This is a genomic window from Vibrio sp. FE10 (genome assembly GCF_030297155.1).
Lineage (GTDB): Bacteria > Pseudomonadota > Gammaproteobacteria > Enterobacterales > Vibrionaceae > Vibrio > Vibrio apostichopi.
Genome location: NZ_AP028068.1, coordinates 1,088,767 through 1,107,852, shown reverse-complemented (window position 1 = coordinate 1,107,852; position 19,086 = coordinate 1,088,767). Strand labels below are relative to the sequence as shown.

At 44.4% G+C, this 19,086-nt stretch carries 17 protein-coding genes; 12 read left to right on the top strand and 5 right to left on the bottom strand.

Annotation, left to right across the window (positions count from 1 at the left end; translation table 11 throughout):
* From QUF19_RS21920 to QUF19_RS21910, 3 genes are all read left to right on the top strand, one after another.
* Positions 1-3,138 carry an efflux RND transporter permease subunit gene (locus QUF19_RS21920; RefSeq protein ID WP_286299018.1) on the top strand — a complete coding sequence of 1,046 codons (3,138 nt, stop codon included), beginning with the start codon at positions 1-3 and terminating at the stop codon, positions 3,136-3,138.
* Positions 3,139-3,228: 90 nt separating this feature from the next.
* Positions 3,229-3,969 (top strand): DUF1499 domain-containing protein, encoded by a 741-nt coding sequence (locus tag QUF19_RS21915; RefSeq protein ID WP_286299016.1) that lies wholly within the window; start codon positions 3,229-3,231, stop codon positions 3,967-3,969.
* Positions 3,970-4,015: 46 nt separating this feature from the next.
* Positions 4,016-4,576: a ricin-type beta-trefoil lectin domain protein gene (locus tag QUF19_RS21910; RefSeq protein WP_286299013.1), complete on the top strand. Its 561-nt coding sequence runs from the start codon at positions 4,016-4,018 to the stop codon at positions 4,574-4,576.
* A 127-nt stretch (positions 4,577-4,703) separates the two neighbouring features.
* Here the strand turns inward: QUF19_RS21910 and QUF19_RS21905 are convergent, their stop codons facing one another.
* Positions 4,704-5,144: a P-loop nucleotide/nucleoside kinase family protein gene (locus tag QUF19_RS21905; protein WP_434784922.1), complete on the bottom strand. Its 441-nt coding sequence runs from the start codon at positions 5,142-5,144 to the stop codon at positions 4,704-4,706.
* Positions 5,145-5,631: 487 nt separating this feature from the next.
* Here QUF19_RS21905 and QUF19_RS21900 point away from each other — a divergent pair, with 487 nt between their 5' ends.
* From QUF19_RS21900 to QUF19_RS21880, 5 genes are all read left to right on the top strand, one after another.
* Complete coding sequence (locus tag QUF19_RS21900; RefSeq protein ID WP_286299011.1) at positions 5,632-6,348, top strand: ABC transporter ATP-binding protein; 717 nt, start codon at positions 5,632-5,634, stop codon at positions 6,346-6,348.
* Positions 6,335-8,878, top strand: a complete 2,544-nt coding sequence (locus QUF19_RS21895; RefSeq protein ID WP_286299009.1) for an ABC transporter permease — start codon at positions 6,335-6,337, stop codon at positions 8,876-8,878. The genes QUF19_RS21900 and QUF19_RS21895 overlap by 14 nt, the downstream gene beginning before the upstream one ends.
* The gene (locus tag QUF19_RS21890; protein ID WP_286299007.1) at positions 8,878-10,020 is read left to right on the top strand and encodes a lipocalin-like domain-containing protein; all 1,143 of its coding nucleotides are present in this window, start codon (positions 8,878-8,880) and stop codon (positions 10,018-10,020) included. Before QUF19_RS21895 ends, QUF19_RS21890 begins: the two co-directional genes overlap by 1 nt.
* A gap of 79 nt (positions 10,021-10,099) precedes the next feature.
* Positions 10,100-10,651 (top strand): class IV adenylate cyclase, encoded by a 552-nt coding sequence (gene cyaB, locus QUF19_RS21885; RefSeq protein ID WP_286299004.1) that lies wholly within the window; start codon positions 10,100-10,102, stop codon positions 10,649-10,651.
* A 169-nt stretch (positions 10,652-10,820) separates the two neighbouring features.
* Entirely contained in the window at positions 10,821-11,171 is a 351-nt protein-coding gene (locus QUF19_RS21880) for a DUF3147 family protein (protein WP_286299002.1), read from the top strand.
* A 187-nt stretch (positions 11,172-11,358) separates the two neighbouring features.
* Here the strand turns inward: QUF19_RS21880 and QUF19_RS21875 are convergent, their stop codons facing one another.
* Entirely contained in the window at positions 11,359-12,153 is a 795-nt protein-coding gene (locus QUF19_RS21875; protein ID WP_286299000.1) for an endonuclease I family protein, read from the bottom strand.
* 256 nt (positions 12,154-12,409) lie between these two features.
* On the bottom strand, positions 12,410-13,198 hold the full coding sequence (locus tag QUF19_RS21870) for an AraC family transcriptional regulator (protein WP_065111466.1): 789 nt from the start codon (positions 13,196-13,198) through the stop codon (positions 12,410-12,412).
* Positions 13,199-13,296: 98 nt separating this feature from the next.
* On the opposite strand from QUF19_RS21870, the gene QUF19_RS21865 reads away from it, so the two are divergent.
* Positions 13,297-14,190 carry a DMT family transporter gene (locus QUF19_RS21865; protein WP_286298993.1) on the top strand — a complete coding sequence of 298 codons (894 nt, stop codon included), beginning with the start codon at positions 13,297-13,299 and terminating at the stop codon, positions 14,188-14,190.
* A 216-nt stretch (positions 14,191-14,406) separates the two neighbouring features.
* Complete coding sequence (locus tag QUF19_RS21860; protein ID WP_286298991.1) at positions 14,407-16,029, top strand: peptide ABC transporter substrate-binding protein; 1,623 nt, start codon at positions 14,407-14,409, stop codon at positions 16,027-16,029.
* Positions 16,030-16,075: 46 nt separating this feature from the next.
* Here QUF19_RS21860 and QUF19_RS21855 read toward each other — a convergent pair whose 3' ends face one another.
* Entirely contained in the window at positions 16,076-16,225 is a 150-nt protein-coding gene (locus QUF19_RS21855; RefSeq protein WP_286298989.1) for a hypothetical protein, read from the bottom strand.
* A gap of 188 nt (positions 16,226-16,413) precedes the next feature.
* Here QUF19_RS21855 and QUF19_RS21850 point away from each other — a divergent pair, with 188 nt between their 5' ends.
* Both QUF19_RS21850 and QUF19_RS21845 read left to right on the top strand, forming a co-directional pair.
* Complete coding sequence (locus QUF19_RS21850; RefSeq protein ID WP_004732005.1) at positions 16,414-16,917, top strand: acyl-CoA thioesterase; 504 nt, start codon at positions 16,414-16,416, stop codon at positions 16,915-16,917.
* 283 nt (positions 16,918-17,200) lie between these two features.
* Complete coding sequence (locus tag QUF19_RS21845) at positions 17,201-17,473, top strand: hypothetical protein (RefSeq protein WP_192891296.1); 273 nt, start codon at positions 17,201-17,203, stop codon at positions 17,471-17,473.
* A 717-nt stretch (positions 17,474-18,190) separates the two neighbouring features.
* On the opposite strand, the gene malG is transcribed toward QUF19_RS21845, so the two are convergent.
* Positions 18,191-19,081: a maltose ABC transporter permease MalG gene (gene malG / locus QUF19_RS21840; protein ID WP_065111468.1), complete on the bottom strand. Its 891-nt coding sequence runs from the start codon at positions 19,079-19,081 to the stop codon at positions 18,191-18,193.
* Between the last annotated feature and the right edge of the window lie 5 nt (positions 19,082-19,086).

Sequence of the window (19,086 nt, the reverse complement as noted above, 5' to 3'; positions counted from 1 at the left end):
ATGTCCTTATCGAACTTTTTTATTAACAGACCGATCTTTGCTTGGGTGATATCCATTGTCATTATGCTTTCAGGCATTGCGGCTATCGTCTCTTTGCCAGTCGCACAATACCCAACAATTGCACCGCCAGCCGTGACCATTTCAACGTCTTACCCTGGTGCTTCAGCAAAAACAATTGAAGACAGCGTTACTCAGGTCATCGAACAAGGCATGACAGGGTTAGATAACTTGTTATACATGGCGTCTAAAAGTGACTCTTCTGGTAGTGCGAGTGTTACCTTGACGTTTAGTGCAGATACCGACCCCGATATCGCTCAGGTACAGGTGCAGAACAGCTTACAGCAAGTGAGTAATCGCCTGCCGACAGCGGTACAAAATCAAGGTACTTCTGTCACCAAGAGTACGTCAGGTTTTATGTCGGTAACCAACTTATATTCTCCTGACGGCAGCATGAGTGCGGGAGATATTCAAGATTACGCTAACTCAAACATTAAGGACATCCTAAGCCGTGTGAACGGTGTGGGCGAAGTGACTATTTTCGGCCCATCTTATGCGATGCGTATCTGGTTAGACCCTGCAAAATTGAACAGCTATAGCCTTACGCCTGTTGATGTTTCGAATGCAGTATCGGTTCAAAACAGCCAAGTTACCGTTGGGCAATTGGGCGGAACGCCTGCTGTTGATTCTCAGTTAATTAATGCCAGTATCACGGCGCAAAGCCTACTAACCAGCGTTGAAGAGTTTGAAGATATCTTAATCAAAGTCGACAGTGACGGCTCTCAAATTAAGCTCAAAGACGTCGCACGTGTCGAGTTAGCCAGTGAAGAATCTTCATCTATTCCTGCTTACATGGGTAAGGACTCTTCCGGTATTGCTATCACCCTTGCTACCGGCGCGAACTCGTTAGACACACAAAATGCGGTTGATGCAAAACTTGAACAACTTTCAAAAGGTTTTCCGGATGGACTAGAACTGGTTAAAACCACCGACAATAACTTATTTATCCGTTTATCCATCAGTGAAGTGGTCAAAACCCTTTTTGAAGCGGTTGGGCTTGTATTTGTCGTAATGTTGCTGTTTTTGCAAAACTTACGAGCAACTTTAATCCCAACCATCGCCGTACCAGTCGTACTGCTTGGCACCTTCGGTGTTATGGCCATGCTGGGGTTCTCGATCAATACACTCACCATGTTTGGTTTAGTCTTAGCTATCGGCCTTCTGGTTGATGACGCCATTGTTGTTGTGGAAAACGTTGAACGTTTAATGCATGAAGAGAACCTATCTCCTCTTGAAGCAACCAAAAAATCAATGGGACAAATTACCAGTGCCTTAATCGGTATTACGATGGTGTTGTCGGTTGTATTTATTCCTATGGCCTTCATGTCAGGGTCAACGGGCGTTATCTACCAACAATTCTCTTTGACGATAGTTTCAGCAATGGTGTTATCTGTTGTTGTGGCATTGATTCTGACTCCCGTATTGTGCGCAACGCTTCTAAAGCCTGTCGATAAAACATCGAGCAATAAATTTTTTGCACTGTTTAACCGAGGGTTCGACAAGCTCTCCAGCCAATACCGAGGTTCAGTTAAACACGCTTTACAACGTCCACTGCGCTTCGTTTTTGTTTATCTAATGCTTTTTGCCGGCACGGCTTACCTATACAACGTGCTACCAAGTTCATTTTTGCCAAATGAAGACCAAGGTGACTTCATGGTGATGGTCACCACACCAACAGGGACCACATTACAAAAAACGCAAGAAGTGATGTTGGATATCAAAGATTATTTTGAAGAGAACGAATCACATACTGTCGACCACGTGTTTACCGTGTCTGGATTCAACTTTTCAGGCTCTGGGCAAAATGCAGCGATGGCATTTATTGGCATGAAAGATTGGTCAGAAAGGACTGAACCCGGAACCGATGTTGATTCCATTATCGGCCGTGTAATGGGTGAGTTTTCAAATTACAAACATGCACAGATCTTTGCTTTTAGTAGCCCAGCAATTCGAGAACTTGGTACTTCAACGGGTTTTAACTTCTACCTAGAAGACGTGGGGGCTGTTGGCCATGACAAACTGATTGAGTTCAGAAACCAGTTACTGGCGGCGGCGGCTCAAAGCCCATTGTTACAAAATACAAGACCAAATGGCCTTGAGGATACTGCACAACTGTTCCTTGATGTTGACTATGAAAAAGCCAAAGTGCTCGGTTTAGATATTGATGACATCAACCAATCATTGTCAATTGCTTGGGCATCGTCATACGTGAATGACTTCATCGATCGTGGTCGCTCTAAGAAGGTTTACATTCAAGCCGATGCTGAATATCGCATGACACCAGAAGACCTGAACTTATGGTTTGTGCGTAACAACAACGGTGAGATGGTGCCAATCTCAGCTTTCAGTACTTATCACTGGGGTCAAGGCTCACCACAGTTACAACGTTATAACGGCAACCCTGCAGTAGAAATCGTCGGTGAAGCAGCTTCTGGTTACAGTACTGGTGAAGCGATGGATGAAATCGATAGATTAGCCGCAGAGATTTCAAACGATGTACAGGTGAGCTGGACGGGAATGTCCTATCAAGAGATCGAAGCTGGAAACCAAGCGCCAATTCTGTACGCGATCTCCATCTTGATGGTTTTCCTCTGCTTAGCCGCTTTGTATGAAAGCTGGAGCATTCCAATTGCGATTATTCTGGTGGTTCCATTAGGGATACTCGGCGCACTGGCTGCGATCATGTTGCGAGGGCTAGAGAACGATGTTTACTTCCAAGTGGGCGTTTTGACTACTATTGGTTTAACCGCCAAAAACGCAATTCTGATTGTTGAGTTTGCAAAAGAGCTTTATGAAAAAGGCGTCAACATTATTGATGCAACGGTACAAGCCTGTGAAATGCGTCTGCGCCCGATAATCATGACATCACTGGCGTTTGGACTCGGCGTGTTGCCTTTGGTGCTGAGTACGGGAGCGGGTGCTAATGCTCGTAACGCGATCGGTACGTCTGTTCTTGGCGGCATGATGGGAGCGACGTTATTGGTCATTTACTTCGCGCCATTGTTTTTTGTCTTGATCTGCAAACTGTTCAAGTCAGATGACAAGGCAGAAATCGCAAACAAAGCCGAACAACCAAACTGAGCAATCACAAAACCAAGTACTAACAAAATGAGATATGGTGAGCCTAGGAGTGGCTCATCATTACTCTCTAAACATTTTCAAAGGATAGAAATGACAAACAAGCGTACCTCTCGTATTGGAACACTATTATTAGTCATCGCTTTTGCTGCTGTGCTAGTGGTTGCACTAATGATCTTTGGAGCTCGCATGGGCTTATGGGATCCTATTGTTGGCTTTGGTTATATTCGCAATTATCTCAACCCAATCGGCCTCTCTTTGCTCGCGTTAAGTACCCTCGGGATCACCTACCAATGTGTTACTCGTAATCGTACTGGGGCTATCAAATCTCTGGTTGCGGCATTCATAGGGCTTGGCCTCGTCGCGCCAATGATCCATGGCATGATTCACCCCATGAAACGTGGGCCTGCAATTCATGACATCACAACCGATACCACAAACCCACCTAAATTTTTAGTGCTGGATGATACGCGTGCCGGTGCCAAAAACTCTCTGATTTATGCAGGGGAGGAAGTTGCAGCAGTACAGAGGAAGTTGTACCCATACATTAAGCCAATTCAGTCTAACCTCTCTGCTGAAGATGCATACGAAAAAGCTCTGGATGTTGCGCAGAAGAAAGGTTGGGAAATTGTTGCAAGATTCCCTGAAGCATTACGCTTTGAAGCGACAGCTCAAACGATGTTCTTTGGCTTTATGGACGATGTGGTCGTTCAAATTACCCCAATAAACAACAAAAGCCGCATCGATATTCGTAGTGTGTCTCGAATTGGTCGCAGTGATAAAGGTGTCAATGCAGGCCGAATTGTTAAGTTCACCGAAAGTTTTAACCAGTAAGCCGTTTTAGTTACAACACCGAAATTTATTAAAGGATGAAATAGATATGAAACTGAAAAATGTAGCCAAAGTCATTGTGGCATCTAGCTTAGTTGCAGCCCCTTCATTTCTCTTTTCAGCAGAGCCGAATGTGCCGACAGAGCCTCCATACATTGTATTAAGTGATAATTTGGATGAGCCAAACGGTTATGGATTTTGTATTGATACCTATGGCCCTGGTCAATCCGAATTAATGCAAACTCACACCTGTAAACCCAAAGCGCCTGAAGGTTCTCCTCGTAACTATTCTGGTCATGATGTGAGATTTGAATACAACAGAGAAACAAATAAGATTCAATCTTATGCGTTTGAGGGACTTTGTATGCAGGGGCTTTTAGCGAAAGGAAAGAGTGAGCTCGCGTTACTAGAATGCAGTGATGCAAAAAACCAAGGTTTTGTGTACAGCGAAAATGATCAAACCATTCGATTAAAAGCGGACTCTAGCTACTGTTTAGTTGTGACATCCGAGACTCAAGAAGCGGGCCCATGGGTGAAACGTCCATTAGAACTGATTCAGTGTGAGGAAGCAGAGTCAGTTCTAATGAAATGGACGGTCGTTTCTAAGTAACAAGTACTCATTGGTTAATCTCTTTGTTTCACAACCCGATGCCTTAGAGGTGACATTGCCTATATGTAATGTCACCTTTATTTTGAATGAAAGATTGAGATTTTCAATATGTCACTCTACCTGAGTATTAAACACCTAACTTTTCCGTCAATTCTATAAATGATGTATCGGTATTTTTACCTGACGTGTCGATTTTAATAACTTCAGTTTTCCATTCCTCATAGTGACGATTCTTTACTTGTTGCCAATCAGGTAGCTTTAGGTTTTCGACTTCACTTTGTCGAGTGATGACCCTTCTTTCATGTTCCTCACGATCAGAGCAGCTAACTTCAATATTGACAAACCTAGCACCAACACTTTCCGCTACCTCTTGCCACTCGTTTCGAGTTAGCTCAATTGGATTACAAGAGTCAGAAATGCAGCTAATACCTAACGCCAAATTGTCTTTAACAATACGGTAACTTAAACGATAACCCTCACCTTCAACTTTGAAGCAACAAAGATCTGTAAGCCCTTGCTCTACAGTATCAATGCGAACATACATCGCTCCCGTTTTCTCTGCTAACAACTTCGCTAATGTCGATTTCCCTGAAGCTGGGAGACCCGAAAATATATAAAACAGGTTGATTCAATTGATTTTCGCCTTTTGCATAAACTTCATTCAGTACAGATCTTATCTGCATTCTACATCCAGATAATTTCGTCTTCTATACAACACCTTTAACGGAGCATGTATGATTAAAAACACTAACAAGCTATGGGAAAAAATATTTTAGGGATACAGCTTTCGCTCGCCTTATCCTCACACAAAATAATCTTCATCCAGATACCAAGCGTTGGAATTGGCTACCCTTAGATGCCGTAAAAAACCTTCTAATAAATAACCCAAGGCGATGTGATAATTCAAAGACCCAACGAGAGTCCGAATTCCACCTCTCACTGATCTATTTCTCTCTTATCAAAGTACAAGTTATTAATAATTCGATATAAATCGCTCTATTATTTGAAATTGTTGTCTACAGTTTGATAGTCATTGTTGGATACAAGGAGAGGAAATGGAAAACCCAGTTGTCACGCTGAAACAGGCCAGCAAAAGCTTTGTTGACGGCAAAGACACCCATAACGTGTTAGAGAGCGTCGACTTCACTTTGGCAACAGGGGCAAGCGTAGCTTTGACAGGAGCAAGTGGCAGCGGGAAAAGTACTCTACTCAACCTAATAGCAGGCTTTGAACCGCTTTCAGGAGGTGAGTTGTGGCTCGATGGGGACAACACTTCGGTTTGGAAAGACCCACAATGGAGTCGCTTCCGCCATCAAAAACTGGGTGTTATCTTTCAGCAGTTCAATCTGTTAACCCCACTCAACGTAAAACAAAACATCGCGTTCCCGTTGCATTTGAATCAACAAAAATGGGGCGACTGGTGTGATTATTTAGTGAAAGCGTTAGGCATCAGTGAACTGCTCGATAGACATGTATCAGCACTCTCTGGTGGCCAGCAACAACGAGTGGCGATCGCACGTGCATTAGCTCATAAACCCAAACTGCTACTTGCCGATGAACCCACAGGCAACCTCGACCACAAGGCTGGTTTAGAGGTAATGAGGCTATTGAACGAAATCACCACACAAGGCAACACCGCCGTATTACTGGTTACACACAGCCCCGAATGTGCCAGTTTTATGCAGACTCAACTGGTGTTAGATGATGGAGAGTTAAAGCGTGTAGAGCTAAACCAAAATCAAGCCATTGAGAAGCCTCATGCTGCAAGCTAACTTAACTCACTCTAGGTTAAATCACGCCTGGCTGACTCACACAAAACTTACGCTAAACCTATTCGCTGCGCACTATCGCCAATCGCCCTTACAAGCGGCGGCCATCTTGATTGGTATCGTGTTGGCGGTCACCCTTTTTGTCGCGGTGCAAGCTATCAATCTGAATGCCAAACGTAGCTACGCTGAATCCACCGAACAACTGAGCGCTCAAGCGCAAAACCTGATCATTCCACCAGCAGGGCAAAACTACTTACCAGAATCGCTCTACTTCAAGCTAAGACAAAATGGCTTGAGCGCAATATTGCCTGTGATTGAAGGGCGAGTGAGAGACGATCAAGGTCGTCGTTGGTCGGTACAAGGCAGTGAATTGATCGCTGCTCTCACCTCACGATCTCGCTATTCTACCGACAAGCCAGCCGAAAACGATGGAACCTCAGAAGACAGTCAAAACATATCTCTGTTCAACAGCGCCTTACCGCTTTCTCAATTGTTAGCTGGCAAGCCCATCGTCATGATGAGCCAATCGCAACATCAAAGCTTGGGTGAAGTAGAAACACTCACTTTGGATGAAATAGTCACCCAGGTGGTAGTGCTGCCCGATGAATGGCAGCTAGGTAGTCGGATGTTGATGGACATTGGATTCGCCCAGCAATTGCTTAACAAGCAAGGACAACTGAGCTACATCGCTGTTTTTGATACCAAGAGCCACGCGCAAGACAAATGGCAGAATCTCATAGCAGAACAAGGGCAGTGGATTTCCAACAACCAAAGTACCGATCTCGGATCTATTACCGACAGCTTTCACCTCAACCTCACTGCCATGAGCTTACTGGCGTTCTTGGTTGGTTTGTTCATCGCTTACAACGGCGTGAAGTACAGCTTGCTCAAACGTAATCGGCTGTTAGTACAAATTCAGCAAGCCGGAGTTTCACCAAGCATCGTGTTCTCTGCTCTGCTAATCGAGCTCACTGTTTTAGTCACACTAGGCGCATCACTCGGTTTCATTTTGGGTATTCAGTTGAGCCATTGGCTACACCCAACCGTTGCGATAACCCTTGAACAACTTTATGGCGCAACGCTATTGCCCGGCACATGGCAGTGGCAATGGTTTGCACAAGCTTTATTACTCACGTTAGCGGCTACGTTAGTCGCATGTTGGCAACACTTTAAGCAGCGCATTCGACAACCGCTCTCTTCTCATGGTGGTTTTTACCAAGCGCCGGAAGCGTCTAACGAAAATCAGCTGTTTACCATCGGTGTGGTGCTGACCGTTATCGCGTTGGCTGGCTTATGGCTCAGCGAGCATCATCGCTTCACTATGGCGTGGCTTGGTGTATTGGTGGTGTCGATTCCTTTGTATCTACCCAAAACGCTCAGCGTGTTAGCAAATTGGAGTGAACAACGCACTCAGTCTGGATTAATGCAGTATCTGTTTGCTGAACTGCGAGAGCTCATATCTCCCCTCTCCCTTGCCATGATGGCACTGCTGCTTGCGGTTACCGCCAACATGGGAATGAATACCTTAGTCGGTAGCTTTGAATCCACCCTAAAGCAATGGTTAGAGCAACGACTGCATGCCGACATTTACGTTAGCCCTGCTCAGGGCGAAATCGCTAATGTCGAGCGCGCATTAGAGCAGTTTGAGAACGTTGAAACCGTTTATAAGCAGTACTATGTCGACGATAACTTGCAGGGCCTACCCACGTTACTCGGCACCAAAGACAAAAATACATTAGAGCAAACCATGGTATTCCAATCGCAGCTTGATAACTTCTGGTCACGCTTTTACCAAGGTGAGTTAGTGGCGATCAGCGAACCCACGGCGGTGAAGCTCGGATTATCATTGAACAGCAAACTTGAACTCGATGCGATCCAAGATAAAACACTCATCGTCGGTGCTATTTTTCACGATTACGGCTCGCCGAATGGAGAAGTGTTGCTTGCTCCAAACCTTTGGCTTGAAAGCGGCTTTACTGACTTGCCCACCAGCTTGGGAGTCAAAGTCTCTGGCGACCCACAAGTGGTATACGAACAACTTCGCCAACAACTCAATTTGCACCCAAGTCAGCTTTACGATCAAGCACAGATCAAATCAATCGCTTTGGATATCTTTTCACAAACCTTCGCCATCACTCGCGCGCTGAATGGCGTCACTTTGATGGTCGCCGTCATTGGCTTGTTCTGTGCGTGCTTTATGTTGCTCGATGCTCGTAAGGCCGCTATCGCAAGATTGTATGCGCTTGGCGTAAGCCGTAAAAATCTGATGGCGATGGTGCTCGGGCAAATCGTTGTGTTGGTGGCTTTTACTCTGGTTATTGCCATACCGCTCGGTGCTATGGTCGGTTATGTGTTGACGGACATCGTGACCCTGCGCGCCTTTGGTTGGAGTCTAAATTACGTATGGAACTGGAGCGATGCGCTCGGTATTGCCGCCATCACGATTCTAGTGGCGGTGATTGCGACCTTAATTCCACTGTGGCGTTTAGTCAGTAAACCCGTGGTATCCAGTTTGCAGAGCGAGGTGTTGTGATGACTATTAACGCGAAGAGTAAGCTAATCAAAATATCCGCAGTCTTGCTTAACCTGTTATTTCTGTGGGGTTGTGAGAGAGCCGATCCAAAATTAGCTCAAAATATGGGGGCAATACTCGGTGGTAACAATGAGAAAAAGCAGAATGAGCAATTCACACCGGTAGTTAAAGGCGTAGAGATCACTTTCCCTGCCGACCACCAAGCACACCCAAGATTTCGTCATGAATGGTGGTATTTAACCGCTAACCTTATCGATGAAAATGGCAATGCTCTGGGGGTGCAATGGACACAGTTCCGCTTTGCCTCAGCCCCAGAAGAAAACGACAATCAAACCAAGCAACCTAAGCAGACCGCATGGCAAAGCCAACAGATCTACATGGCGCACAGTGCGGTCACAACCGAAGACAAACATTATGCCGATGAAAAATGGTCTCGTGACCAAGCAGAACTGGCAGGAGTAAGTACCTCACCATTTCGTGTCTATCTTGATGACTGGCAATGGAACTCTTCTACCAATGACCTCTTCCCCGCAACATTGAATGTCAATTCAGAACAATTTGGCTACTGGTTGACACTCACCAGCGACGCTCCCTATCAAAAACAGGGTGAGCAAGGCTACAGCACCAAAAGTGGCGATGGCAAAGTGGCTTCCTATTACTACAGCCAGCCATTCATCGATGTATCAGGCAAAGTGACCATTGATCGCGTGACGCATCAGGTTTCTGGTAAAGGCTGGATAGACAGAGAGTGGAGCTCGCAGTTCTTACTCGACTCGCAGCAAGGCTGGGATTGGTTTGCATTAAGGCTCAATGATGAAACCAGCTTAGTCGTATTCCAACTTCGAAATTCAACAACAGGCGAAGCCAGTTATGCTCACGCAAGGTTAATGCAACAAGATGGTTTTGGCATTGCGATTTCACAGCAAGACATCAGCCTAACCGCCATCAAGCAAACAGAAGTCGATGGGCGTGACTATCCAACCGAGTGGCAGGTTTCAATTCCAAGCCAGCAAATAGAACTGACAGTCTCGGCACTCAATCCAAAAGCTAAAATGCCTCTATCGGTTCCCTATTGGGAAGGGCCAATCGTGATTAAAGGATCTCACTCTGGTTCTGGTTATATGGAGCTGACGGGGTATTAGGCATACCGGCACTATGCGCCTACTCAAATTTTACCTCTCTCTCCTATGTTAGAATCCTATTTTTACGTTGAAGTAGCTTATGAACCACAATCATTTCCAAGGTAAATACGAAGTTGAGCTAAAGTATCGGATTGACTCGAAATCGGTCTTCCTCGAAGCCTTACGGTTAATGCCTCACGAAATTATGCTCGAAGATAATGTTGAATGTGATTGGTATTTTGATTCACCAGATAAAACCTTACATGCCGAGAATAAAAGCGTGTGTATTCGGACGATGGAACCTTCAGGTATCAAGTTGTGGATAGTAAAAGGCCCCGAGTCAGACCGCTGTGAAGCGACAAATATTACTGACGCCTCAAAAGCTCGCAGCATGTTGGAAACCATGGGGTTTGAAGTGGTGCTAAAAGCGGAGAAAACACGGAGCATCTACTTTGTTGGAGATTTTCATATTACCGTCGATTCCTTGGCGGGTATCGGTGATTTTGCTGAGTTCGCAATAATGACAGATGATGAATCTATGTTATCGGACTACAAAGTTGAGCTGGAAGGTCTGGCGAACAAATTTGGTTTAACACCAAAAGCCTTGCAAACGAAATCGTACAAGCAAATGTTCGTGGAAAAAGGAGCATAGCAAGAGGCTATGGCGTCGATAGTTCGTTTTGGGCGCTCCTTTTGCCCCATACCCTTTAGCATTGAATATCGCTAATCAACTTCTCATGCGGACCACTCCTCGGTCGACCTAATTCGTTCACTACTTAGGTTCAGTCAGCTAAACTTTAAGTTTATTCTTGGAGCGCAGCATGTGGTGGATTGTTTTCAAGTATTTAACGACAGCAGCAATTGTTGTTCTTATCTCTGAAGTTGCTAAGCGTAGCGACAAGCTCGGGGCTTTGGTCGCTGCCTTACCAACAGTCACTATTCTCGCGTTGATATGGATGTATATCGAAGGCCAAGGTTCCGACCAACTATCAAACCATGCTTTCTATACGTTCTGGTTTGTCGTGCCAACACTTCCAATGTTCCTGCTGTTTCCCTATTTACTGAGCAAATATTCCTTTTGGGCGACGTTGTTATTCAGTTGTTTTATATCAATCGTTTGTTTTGGTGTCGTAAATACGCTGGCCAAGCATTTTGGAATTAATCTCTTATAGTTGATGAGTCCGCAATAAACGTTTGAGGCACTGTAAAAGTAACGCTCAAGGTTCGGCAATTTCCGTTCAGATTAAGGGTTGTGTTTACCGACCTGATTTTTAGGCTAGTGATTAAAAAGCCATCACGAAGATGGCCTTTTTATTTTTCTGAGATATAGCTACCGATTAATCTTGTTTAAACGACTAATTACCCGTTACATCTACTGCCATAAATATCGTTTACCCAGCCTGGGTTATCAATAAACGGGTTACGGTTGCCTTGCCATTGCACGGCTTTTTCATGGCGGTTACGTTCCCAATTGTCTACTGGGTCCGCGTTATGCCATTGGAGTAATGTGCATAGCTTTCCAACCTTAGGCTTACCTGACGTACTCGAAACATCATCAACCAGATACAAGTCAGGCATGTTTGCGTTGTTGCCTTCATAACGCACAGCCATGTAGAAAATCGAACGAGCAGTATCACCCTTAACGGCATCTCTAGGCTCAAAGCTGTCGTAATCGGTTTTGTTCAGTGGCGACTTTTTCAATGGCGAGCCGCCAAAATCAAAGTCTTTGTTTGAGCGGATTGAGTTGATCTCAGCATCGGTTGGCTGTAGGTGGTGGATATCGGTATAGCCCCATTGATCTTTACGCTTGAAACCAAAAGATTTAGGCCAAAGGTGCTCACGGTTCCATGCATTCTTATCGTTATTACCCGACGACGTAAAATCCTTAGATTGTGAACGGCCACTGTAATACAGAATCACGTTGTTCGGGTTATTCGGGTCTTCATTGGTGTCTTTTAATGCAGACCAAACTTGGTTATACGACAATTGCTTTTGCCCACGAGCAGCAATGACACCAAGCATGTCTTTTAAAGCATTTCCACTCAGCCCTTCAGCTTCGAGGTAATAGCCGTCAGGGAATGTAGTATCGGCAAGCGCAACTGGACTAAGAACTGTAGAAATTAGGAAAAGGCTTAGATTTAAACGCATTTTCATTGTTTTAGTATCCTTATTATTGTTTTAATCACTCACTATTGATGAGTGCCCTAATACTCTACAAAACACAATTTATATGCAATCGGTTTATTTATAAAAAGGGAAATCTAGCACTTTATTATTGAAGGGGTAAATATCCAGATCTCGATACGCTATTACCAGCAATGCACTCTGGAGAATTTGGTTTAGCAATACTTCACGTTACTTACCGATGACAGAAATCCGCTTTTCAAACTGATGCCTCTCCATACACAAACTACAACAATCTGTTCTTATATTGTTCTGGTGTTTGGCCAGAATATTTCTTGAACATACTAATGAAGGGGCTGGCTTGGTTGTAACCTAATGTGAGTGCCACCTCTTTAACCGACTGCCCGTTTCTTAACAGATCCATCGAGTACAGGTAGCGAACTCTTAGTCGCCATTCCGTAAAGCTCATCCCCAATTCACTTTGGCAATGACGCGACAAAGTACGCTCGGTTGCGTGTACTTTCTCTGCCCAATCCTTTAATGAGATATCATCGGTTGGGTTCTCTTCTATGGCAGCAAGAATAGGCGCAAGATACTTGTTATCCGTTGAGGGCAAGAAGTGATGCTCGACTTGGCGTTCTGCTAGTTGATCGAGTAGCACCTGAACAAGCCTTTGATCTTGTTCGCTTTGTGCGACGTTGATATCGCGCTGACGAAAGTCATCAATGATCGAAGAGACGATTGGGGTGATCTTAATGAGGCTAGTTTTCTCAGGCAGATGTTGAGTTAACTCATGGGCAATATTCAATGAACAGTAGTCCAATGGCTTACGGTTGTAACTGCAGTGCATGACCCCAGCAGGCACCCAAATAGCGAGGTGTGGTGGCGCGAGAAAGCGTATGCCTTCGGCTTCCATTTCAAGAATCCCACCGCTGATCAACTGAACCTGTCCCCAAGGATGGCTATGTATACGAGTTTCGGTGTTCGATAAAAAAGCTTCGAAATTCATAAATACATTGGATGGTGCCTTATCGATTGATAAGGATGGATGAAGGTTTCTTGAGTGTTTTTTCAAACTTGTCTTCCTATCGCGCCTGATGTCTTTTTAAAGATATCTGTAAGTATAACGACCTGTCAAACTAGCCGCATCAACTCATTTGCGACGGAATTCACATGCATTATCTTTTACCATTTTTCACAGTCTGTATCTGGGGTGCAAATGCGATCGTCAACAAACTGGCCGCAAGCACCATTGAACCGAGCGCGATGAGTTTTTACCGTTGGTTTATTGCGATGTTAATTTTGACGCCTTTCTGCATTCGCTCTGTGATTAAACAGTGGCCAGTCATTAAACCTAACTTGTCTAAGTTAGCGTTCCTTGGCTTTTTGGGCATGGTGTTAAACCAATCTTTGGGTTACTACGCAGGCTTAACCACCACCGCTTCTAACATGGCATTGATCACTTCGTTAGTACCATTGATCAGTGTGTTCCTTAGCGTACCTTTGCTAAACAAGTCTATTTCTAGCCTAAGTATTGTCGGCGGTGTGTTGTCTTTGGCTGGGTTGGCGTTAATGCTCGGTAAAGGCGATCCTCTGTTCTTTATCCATCAAAACCTTACCCAAGGTGACGGTTACATGTTAATAGCAGCCTTTGTTTACGCCTCTTACTGTGTGTTACTAAAACGCTGGAAAATGCCAATCAGCAGTTGGGTTGTGATTTATATTCAAGGGCTGTTTGCTGTCGCGATGTTGACTCCTCTTTGGTTAACGAGCGAACAACTATTACCCTCACAACAAGCGATTCCATTGATAGCTTATGCCGCAGTTGCTGCATCTATTTTGGCGCCTTGGATGTGGGTGAAAGCGATTGATACTATTGGTGCGGATTCCAGTGCGATGTTCATGAACTTACTTCCTGTTGTTGCGATTGTATTGGCGGCTACGTGGCTAGGTGAAGAGATTAACCAGTTCCACATCATCGGTGGTGTGATGGTAATTTCAGGCGTTATCCTTGCTCAAATTAAAAGGAAACCAAGACTGGAAGCTGCCCTACCTCAGCAAAGCTAAGTGAACGTTACCAAAACTAACCTAGCAACAATGCGCTAGTCGATTTCACCTCACAATGCCTGCTTTCTCAGCAGGCATTGTTGTTTTCCTGTTTTGTTCAACGGCTCTGTTCATAACGCTTTCAAATGCTTTTAATTCCAGCACGCTGTGGTTGCAACATGTTACTGACTCAGGTTTAATGAACTAAGTACTGTTTAAATTGTAAAAGGAATTACAATGACCCAACCAACACTCCCTGTGATCATATCGTCACTGCTTGCTCTATCGTCTGCCTCAAGCTTCGCAGCCTCTGTTTCTACTGAGACATCATTAGCTGAAGAACAACATTTTGTGCGTGGCAATGGCGCAGAGCCCAACACGCTAGACCCCAACTTTGTTAATTCCGGTATGCCCGGCGACATCATCGTCAATGATATGTTTGAGGGCTTTGTGATTGAGAACCGAGACGGGCAGATCATCCCAGGACAAGCTAAAGAGTGGGTAATCAGCAAAGATGGCAAAACAGTGACATTTGTGTTGAAAGAGGGTCTTCAGTGGTCGAATGGCGATCCGGTGACAGCGTCAGACTTTGTTTTTGGTTGGCAGCGGGCCGTGTCCCCTAAAACAGGCAACAACACCGGATTTGTTTTCTCGACGGCGAACATCGTTAACGCGAGTGACATTGTTGCCGGAGATAAAGATCCATCAGAATTGGGGATTAAGGCGCTAGATGAACACACGGTAGAAATCTCACTTTCAAAGCCTACGCCCTACTTCATGAGTTTAATGAGCATCAAAACCTTCTTCCCTCTGCCTACTAAGTTGGTTGAAGAGAAAGGAGACCAATGGATTCGCGCAGAAAACATCGCGACCAACGGTGCTTATACTCTGAGTAAATGGGTACCCAACGAATACGTAGAGGTGACCAGAAACTCGAATTACTGGGATAACGCTTCAACCGTCATCAATAAGGTGACTTACCTTGGTTTATCGTCTCAAAATGCCGAGCTGATTCGTTATCAGTCTGGTGAGATTGACATGACGAACCGTGTACAACTTGAGTATTACCAAAAGCTCACGAAAGAAAGCCCAGAACAGATTAAAGCGCAGGCTTTGTTAGGATCATATGTTTATTCGTTCAATACTCGCCAGGCTCCGTTTGATGATGTCAGAGTTCGACAAGCATTAAGCATGGCAGTAAACCGAGAGATTTTGGTCGATAAAGTGACGGGCCAAGGTGAACCTGAAGCCTACAGCGTAACGCCGAATAATATCCCGAACTACGCAGCTCCTAAGTCTTTATTCGAAGCGTTAGATAGCTCACAGCGCCAAGCTAAGGCTAAACAGCTACTTGAAGAAGCTGGCTATAACCAAGACAACCCTCTCAAATTCACACTCACGTATAACACCAGTGAAAACCATAAAAAGATCGCCATCGCGATAGCTTCGATGTGGAAACCACTTGGCGTGAAGGTTGAGTTAGAGAATATGGAGTGGAAGGCGTACGTGACCGCAAAAGGATCGGGAGACTACCAGCTTGCTCGTTCGTGGGCCTTTGGTGACTATCCAGAGCCTTCAGCTCTGTTAGAAGCCTTCACTTGTGGTCATACAGCAAATGAGAGTGGTTACTGTAACTCTGATTATGATGAGCTCTTGCAGCAAGCGAGTAAAACGGAAGATCAGTCTAAACGTTTTGCTTTATACCAGCATGCTGAATCTCTACTTAACGAATCTGCAGCAGTTATGCCTTTATATCACTATAATCACACTCGATTAGTGCGAAATACACTCAAAGGCTTCCCTAACAATAATCCGAAAGGAAATATCTACGCCAAGGATCTATACTTTGTAAAAGAGTAAAAGTGAGCTGAGCAATAAATAATTTTAACTACCACTTTGGTGGTAATTACGATACAGTCACTTTAACTAAACCAAACAAGCAACGGTTAGTTGGCAGACATAAAAAGGTACCGACATGAGTACCAAATGGCTTAGAAACACCTAGCATTACGCTAGGTGTTTTTTTTGAAATCGACTTTCTATTTGGGTTGTTCATGTTTGCTCCGCCTTGTTTACCTCTCGCCTCCATCGCTAGAAAACACCGATGTTCATCAGTTCGTCATCCGTTTGAAAAAAATAGTCTTAACCGTGAGATTATCCGCTTTAATTTATGTCATCTTAAGTATATTGTTATTAGCAAGTAACAAGCATGTTATGCAGCACAATAATAATGAAGGAAGATAGATGAGCAGTAACAATAACCGACCAGATGGTAAACGAGACGTTACTCTGCGTTTTTTAGCTGAACCTGGGGATGTGAACTTTGGTGGTAAAGTTCATGGTGGTGCAGCAATGAAGTGGATCGATTTAGCAGCCTACGCTTGTTCTGCTGGGTGGAGTGGTAAATATTGTATTACCGCTTACGCAGGGGGGATTCGATTCGTAGCTCCGATCCATGTTGGCAACCTTGTAGAGGTAAGTGCGAAGGTCATCTATACCGGTTCATCTTCTATGCACATCGCTATCGACGTTCAAGCCAGCGACCCTAAAGAGCTCAACAATCGCCTAACGACTCACTGTATCGTTATTATGGTTGCTGTTGATGAAAACGGTAACCCGACTAAGGTGCCAGAGTGGGTACCAGAAACACCAGAAGACATCGAATTAAGAGATTCGGCTATTCGTCTAATGAACATGCGAAAGCAGATCGGCGAAGAGATGGAAGCGCACGTGAAGTACCTTAAATAAGGTCCATATCTAGCTCTACCCTACAAAACCTAATTACAATGCCAAGCACATTCTTGGCATTTGCTTATCTAACTCAACTCCCCTTTGTAAACTCTCACAGACAAAGCCGCGTCTTACCCAATACTTCTTATCTCAATACTGCTCAATACGAATTGTCGCAATACAGCTTATATAGCGTGATACTCAGCCAAGGGTTGAAATGAAGCTGCTATTGTTTAGCGATTTGCTCGAACTGTAATAAAGTCGTCATTTAGCTCTGGTTAAATACCGCCAATCATAATGGATGTATTTGAATTTCCCGGAGCTACTCTTGAGCGTCACACGCCCCACTCTTAGCGAATCTACACTGAACAATCTCAAGGCAGTTGAGTACCAATGGGTCAGAACATTGTACGTAGAAGGTTACGATAGCAATGAAATTAACCACTATATCCAGACTTGTTTTGGCGGGGATAACACGTTTGCGGATCTCTTTCGCCGTGTGGCACTCGATCAAGAAAGCATCTATGTGTTGTTGCAACACTTGGGCTGTGCTCCTTCGAGCAAAGAATTCTAACTTCTACAGTTCATCGCTAATCGTTTCTAGTTCCTAGTTCCTAACGAATCATTTTTCTCACTAATCCTTGGTCCTAGCTGCCCCCTTTTTCCTAACTGCCCCTTTTTCCTAACTGATCATAATCATCAGCATCTAGCTTGAATCAGCGACTAACATCAACCATTCGTCATTCACTACTTTCCCAACTCATTCCATAAGTCAGAGGTATAACTCTCTGCAATTCACAGCCGCCTACCGTTTCTATATACATTTTCTGTGTAACTTTTGTATTTGTTGCACGCAAATCATTGAAGTATCACGCATTGGATTATTAGCAATATATCAATAGACCAACAGCCCCTTATACTGAGTGTCTGATTTGTGAGACTCGTTCATGTCTTCAAGTAAGAAGAATGAGGCAGGGAAGGTTTGAGAGAGAAGTGACTCGAAGCTTTGAACATGAAGCCGTTATGAGCACAGAAATTGACAGATAAAGCGAACATCAAGACAAAGTAGAAAAAAAAAGTAGCAGGCATAAAAAAACCCAAGTAAGTACCTGGGTTAGAGTTACAAAAACCACTAATCATTAATAGCGTAAGGAACCTGATTAGTAGCCAGCTATGCGTAACCTGAGGGTTATTTTTATTACTGATCGGCGGCCAAACCAAATGATGTAATAAAAATGCCAATATAGAGCGACTTAAAAGGTCGCTCTTTGTCTTTCTTATAGGGTACAGCTTATCCTTTTACACCACCTGCCGTCAAACCGCCAACTAACCAACGTTGAGCAAGTAAGAACACGATAGTAATCGGAAGTGCTGAAAGTACAGCCGCTGCCGCAAAGTCACCCCATAGGTAGTTCTGAGGATATAGGTATTGCTGCATACCTACTGCTAGTGTGTAAGAGTTCACATCCGATAATAGGATTGAAGCAACTGGCACCTCACCAACAACACCAATGAAAGATAGAATAAACACAACCGCAAGGATTGGCACAGACAATGGCAGTAGAACCAATCTGAATGCTTGCCAAGGTGTTGCACCATCAAGTGCTGCCGCTTCTTCTAAAGAGTTATCAATCGTCTCAAAGTAGCCTTTAATCGTCCAAACATGCAGTGCAATACCACCCAAGTACGAGAAGATCAAACCACCGTGCGTGTTCAAGCCTAAGAACGGAATGTATTGGCCAAGTTTGTCGAACAACGCGTAGATAGCCACTAGAGCAAGTACCGCTGGGAACATTTGGAAAATCATCATCGCTTTCAAGATGGTTTCTTTACCTTTAAAGCGCATACGAGCGAATGCATAAGCCGACGTCGTAGACAGCGACACAATAAGAATAGACGTAATACCTGCTACTTTTATTGAGTTCCACAACCAAGTCAGTACTGGGAATGGAGGTGGAGTCACCGAGCCGTCAGCGTTAGTGACTGACATACCAAGAGCCAGTTTCCAGTGTTCCAAAGATGGGTTATCTGGAATCAAACTACCTGTTGCGAAGTTTCCCTCACGGAACGAGATCGCAATAATCATCAGTAGTGGGAAGATAATTAGCGCTAAGAAGCACCACAGCGCAATATGCGTTGCCCACAATCGGTATTTAAGGCCTTTACCTTGTACCATAGCCATTGTCG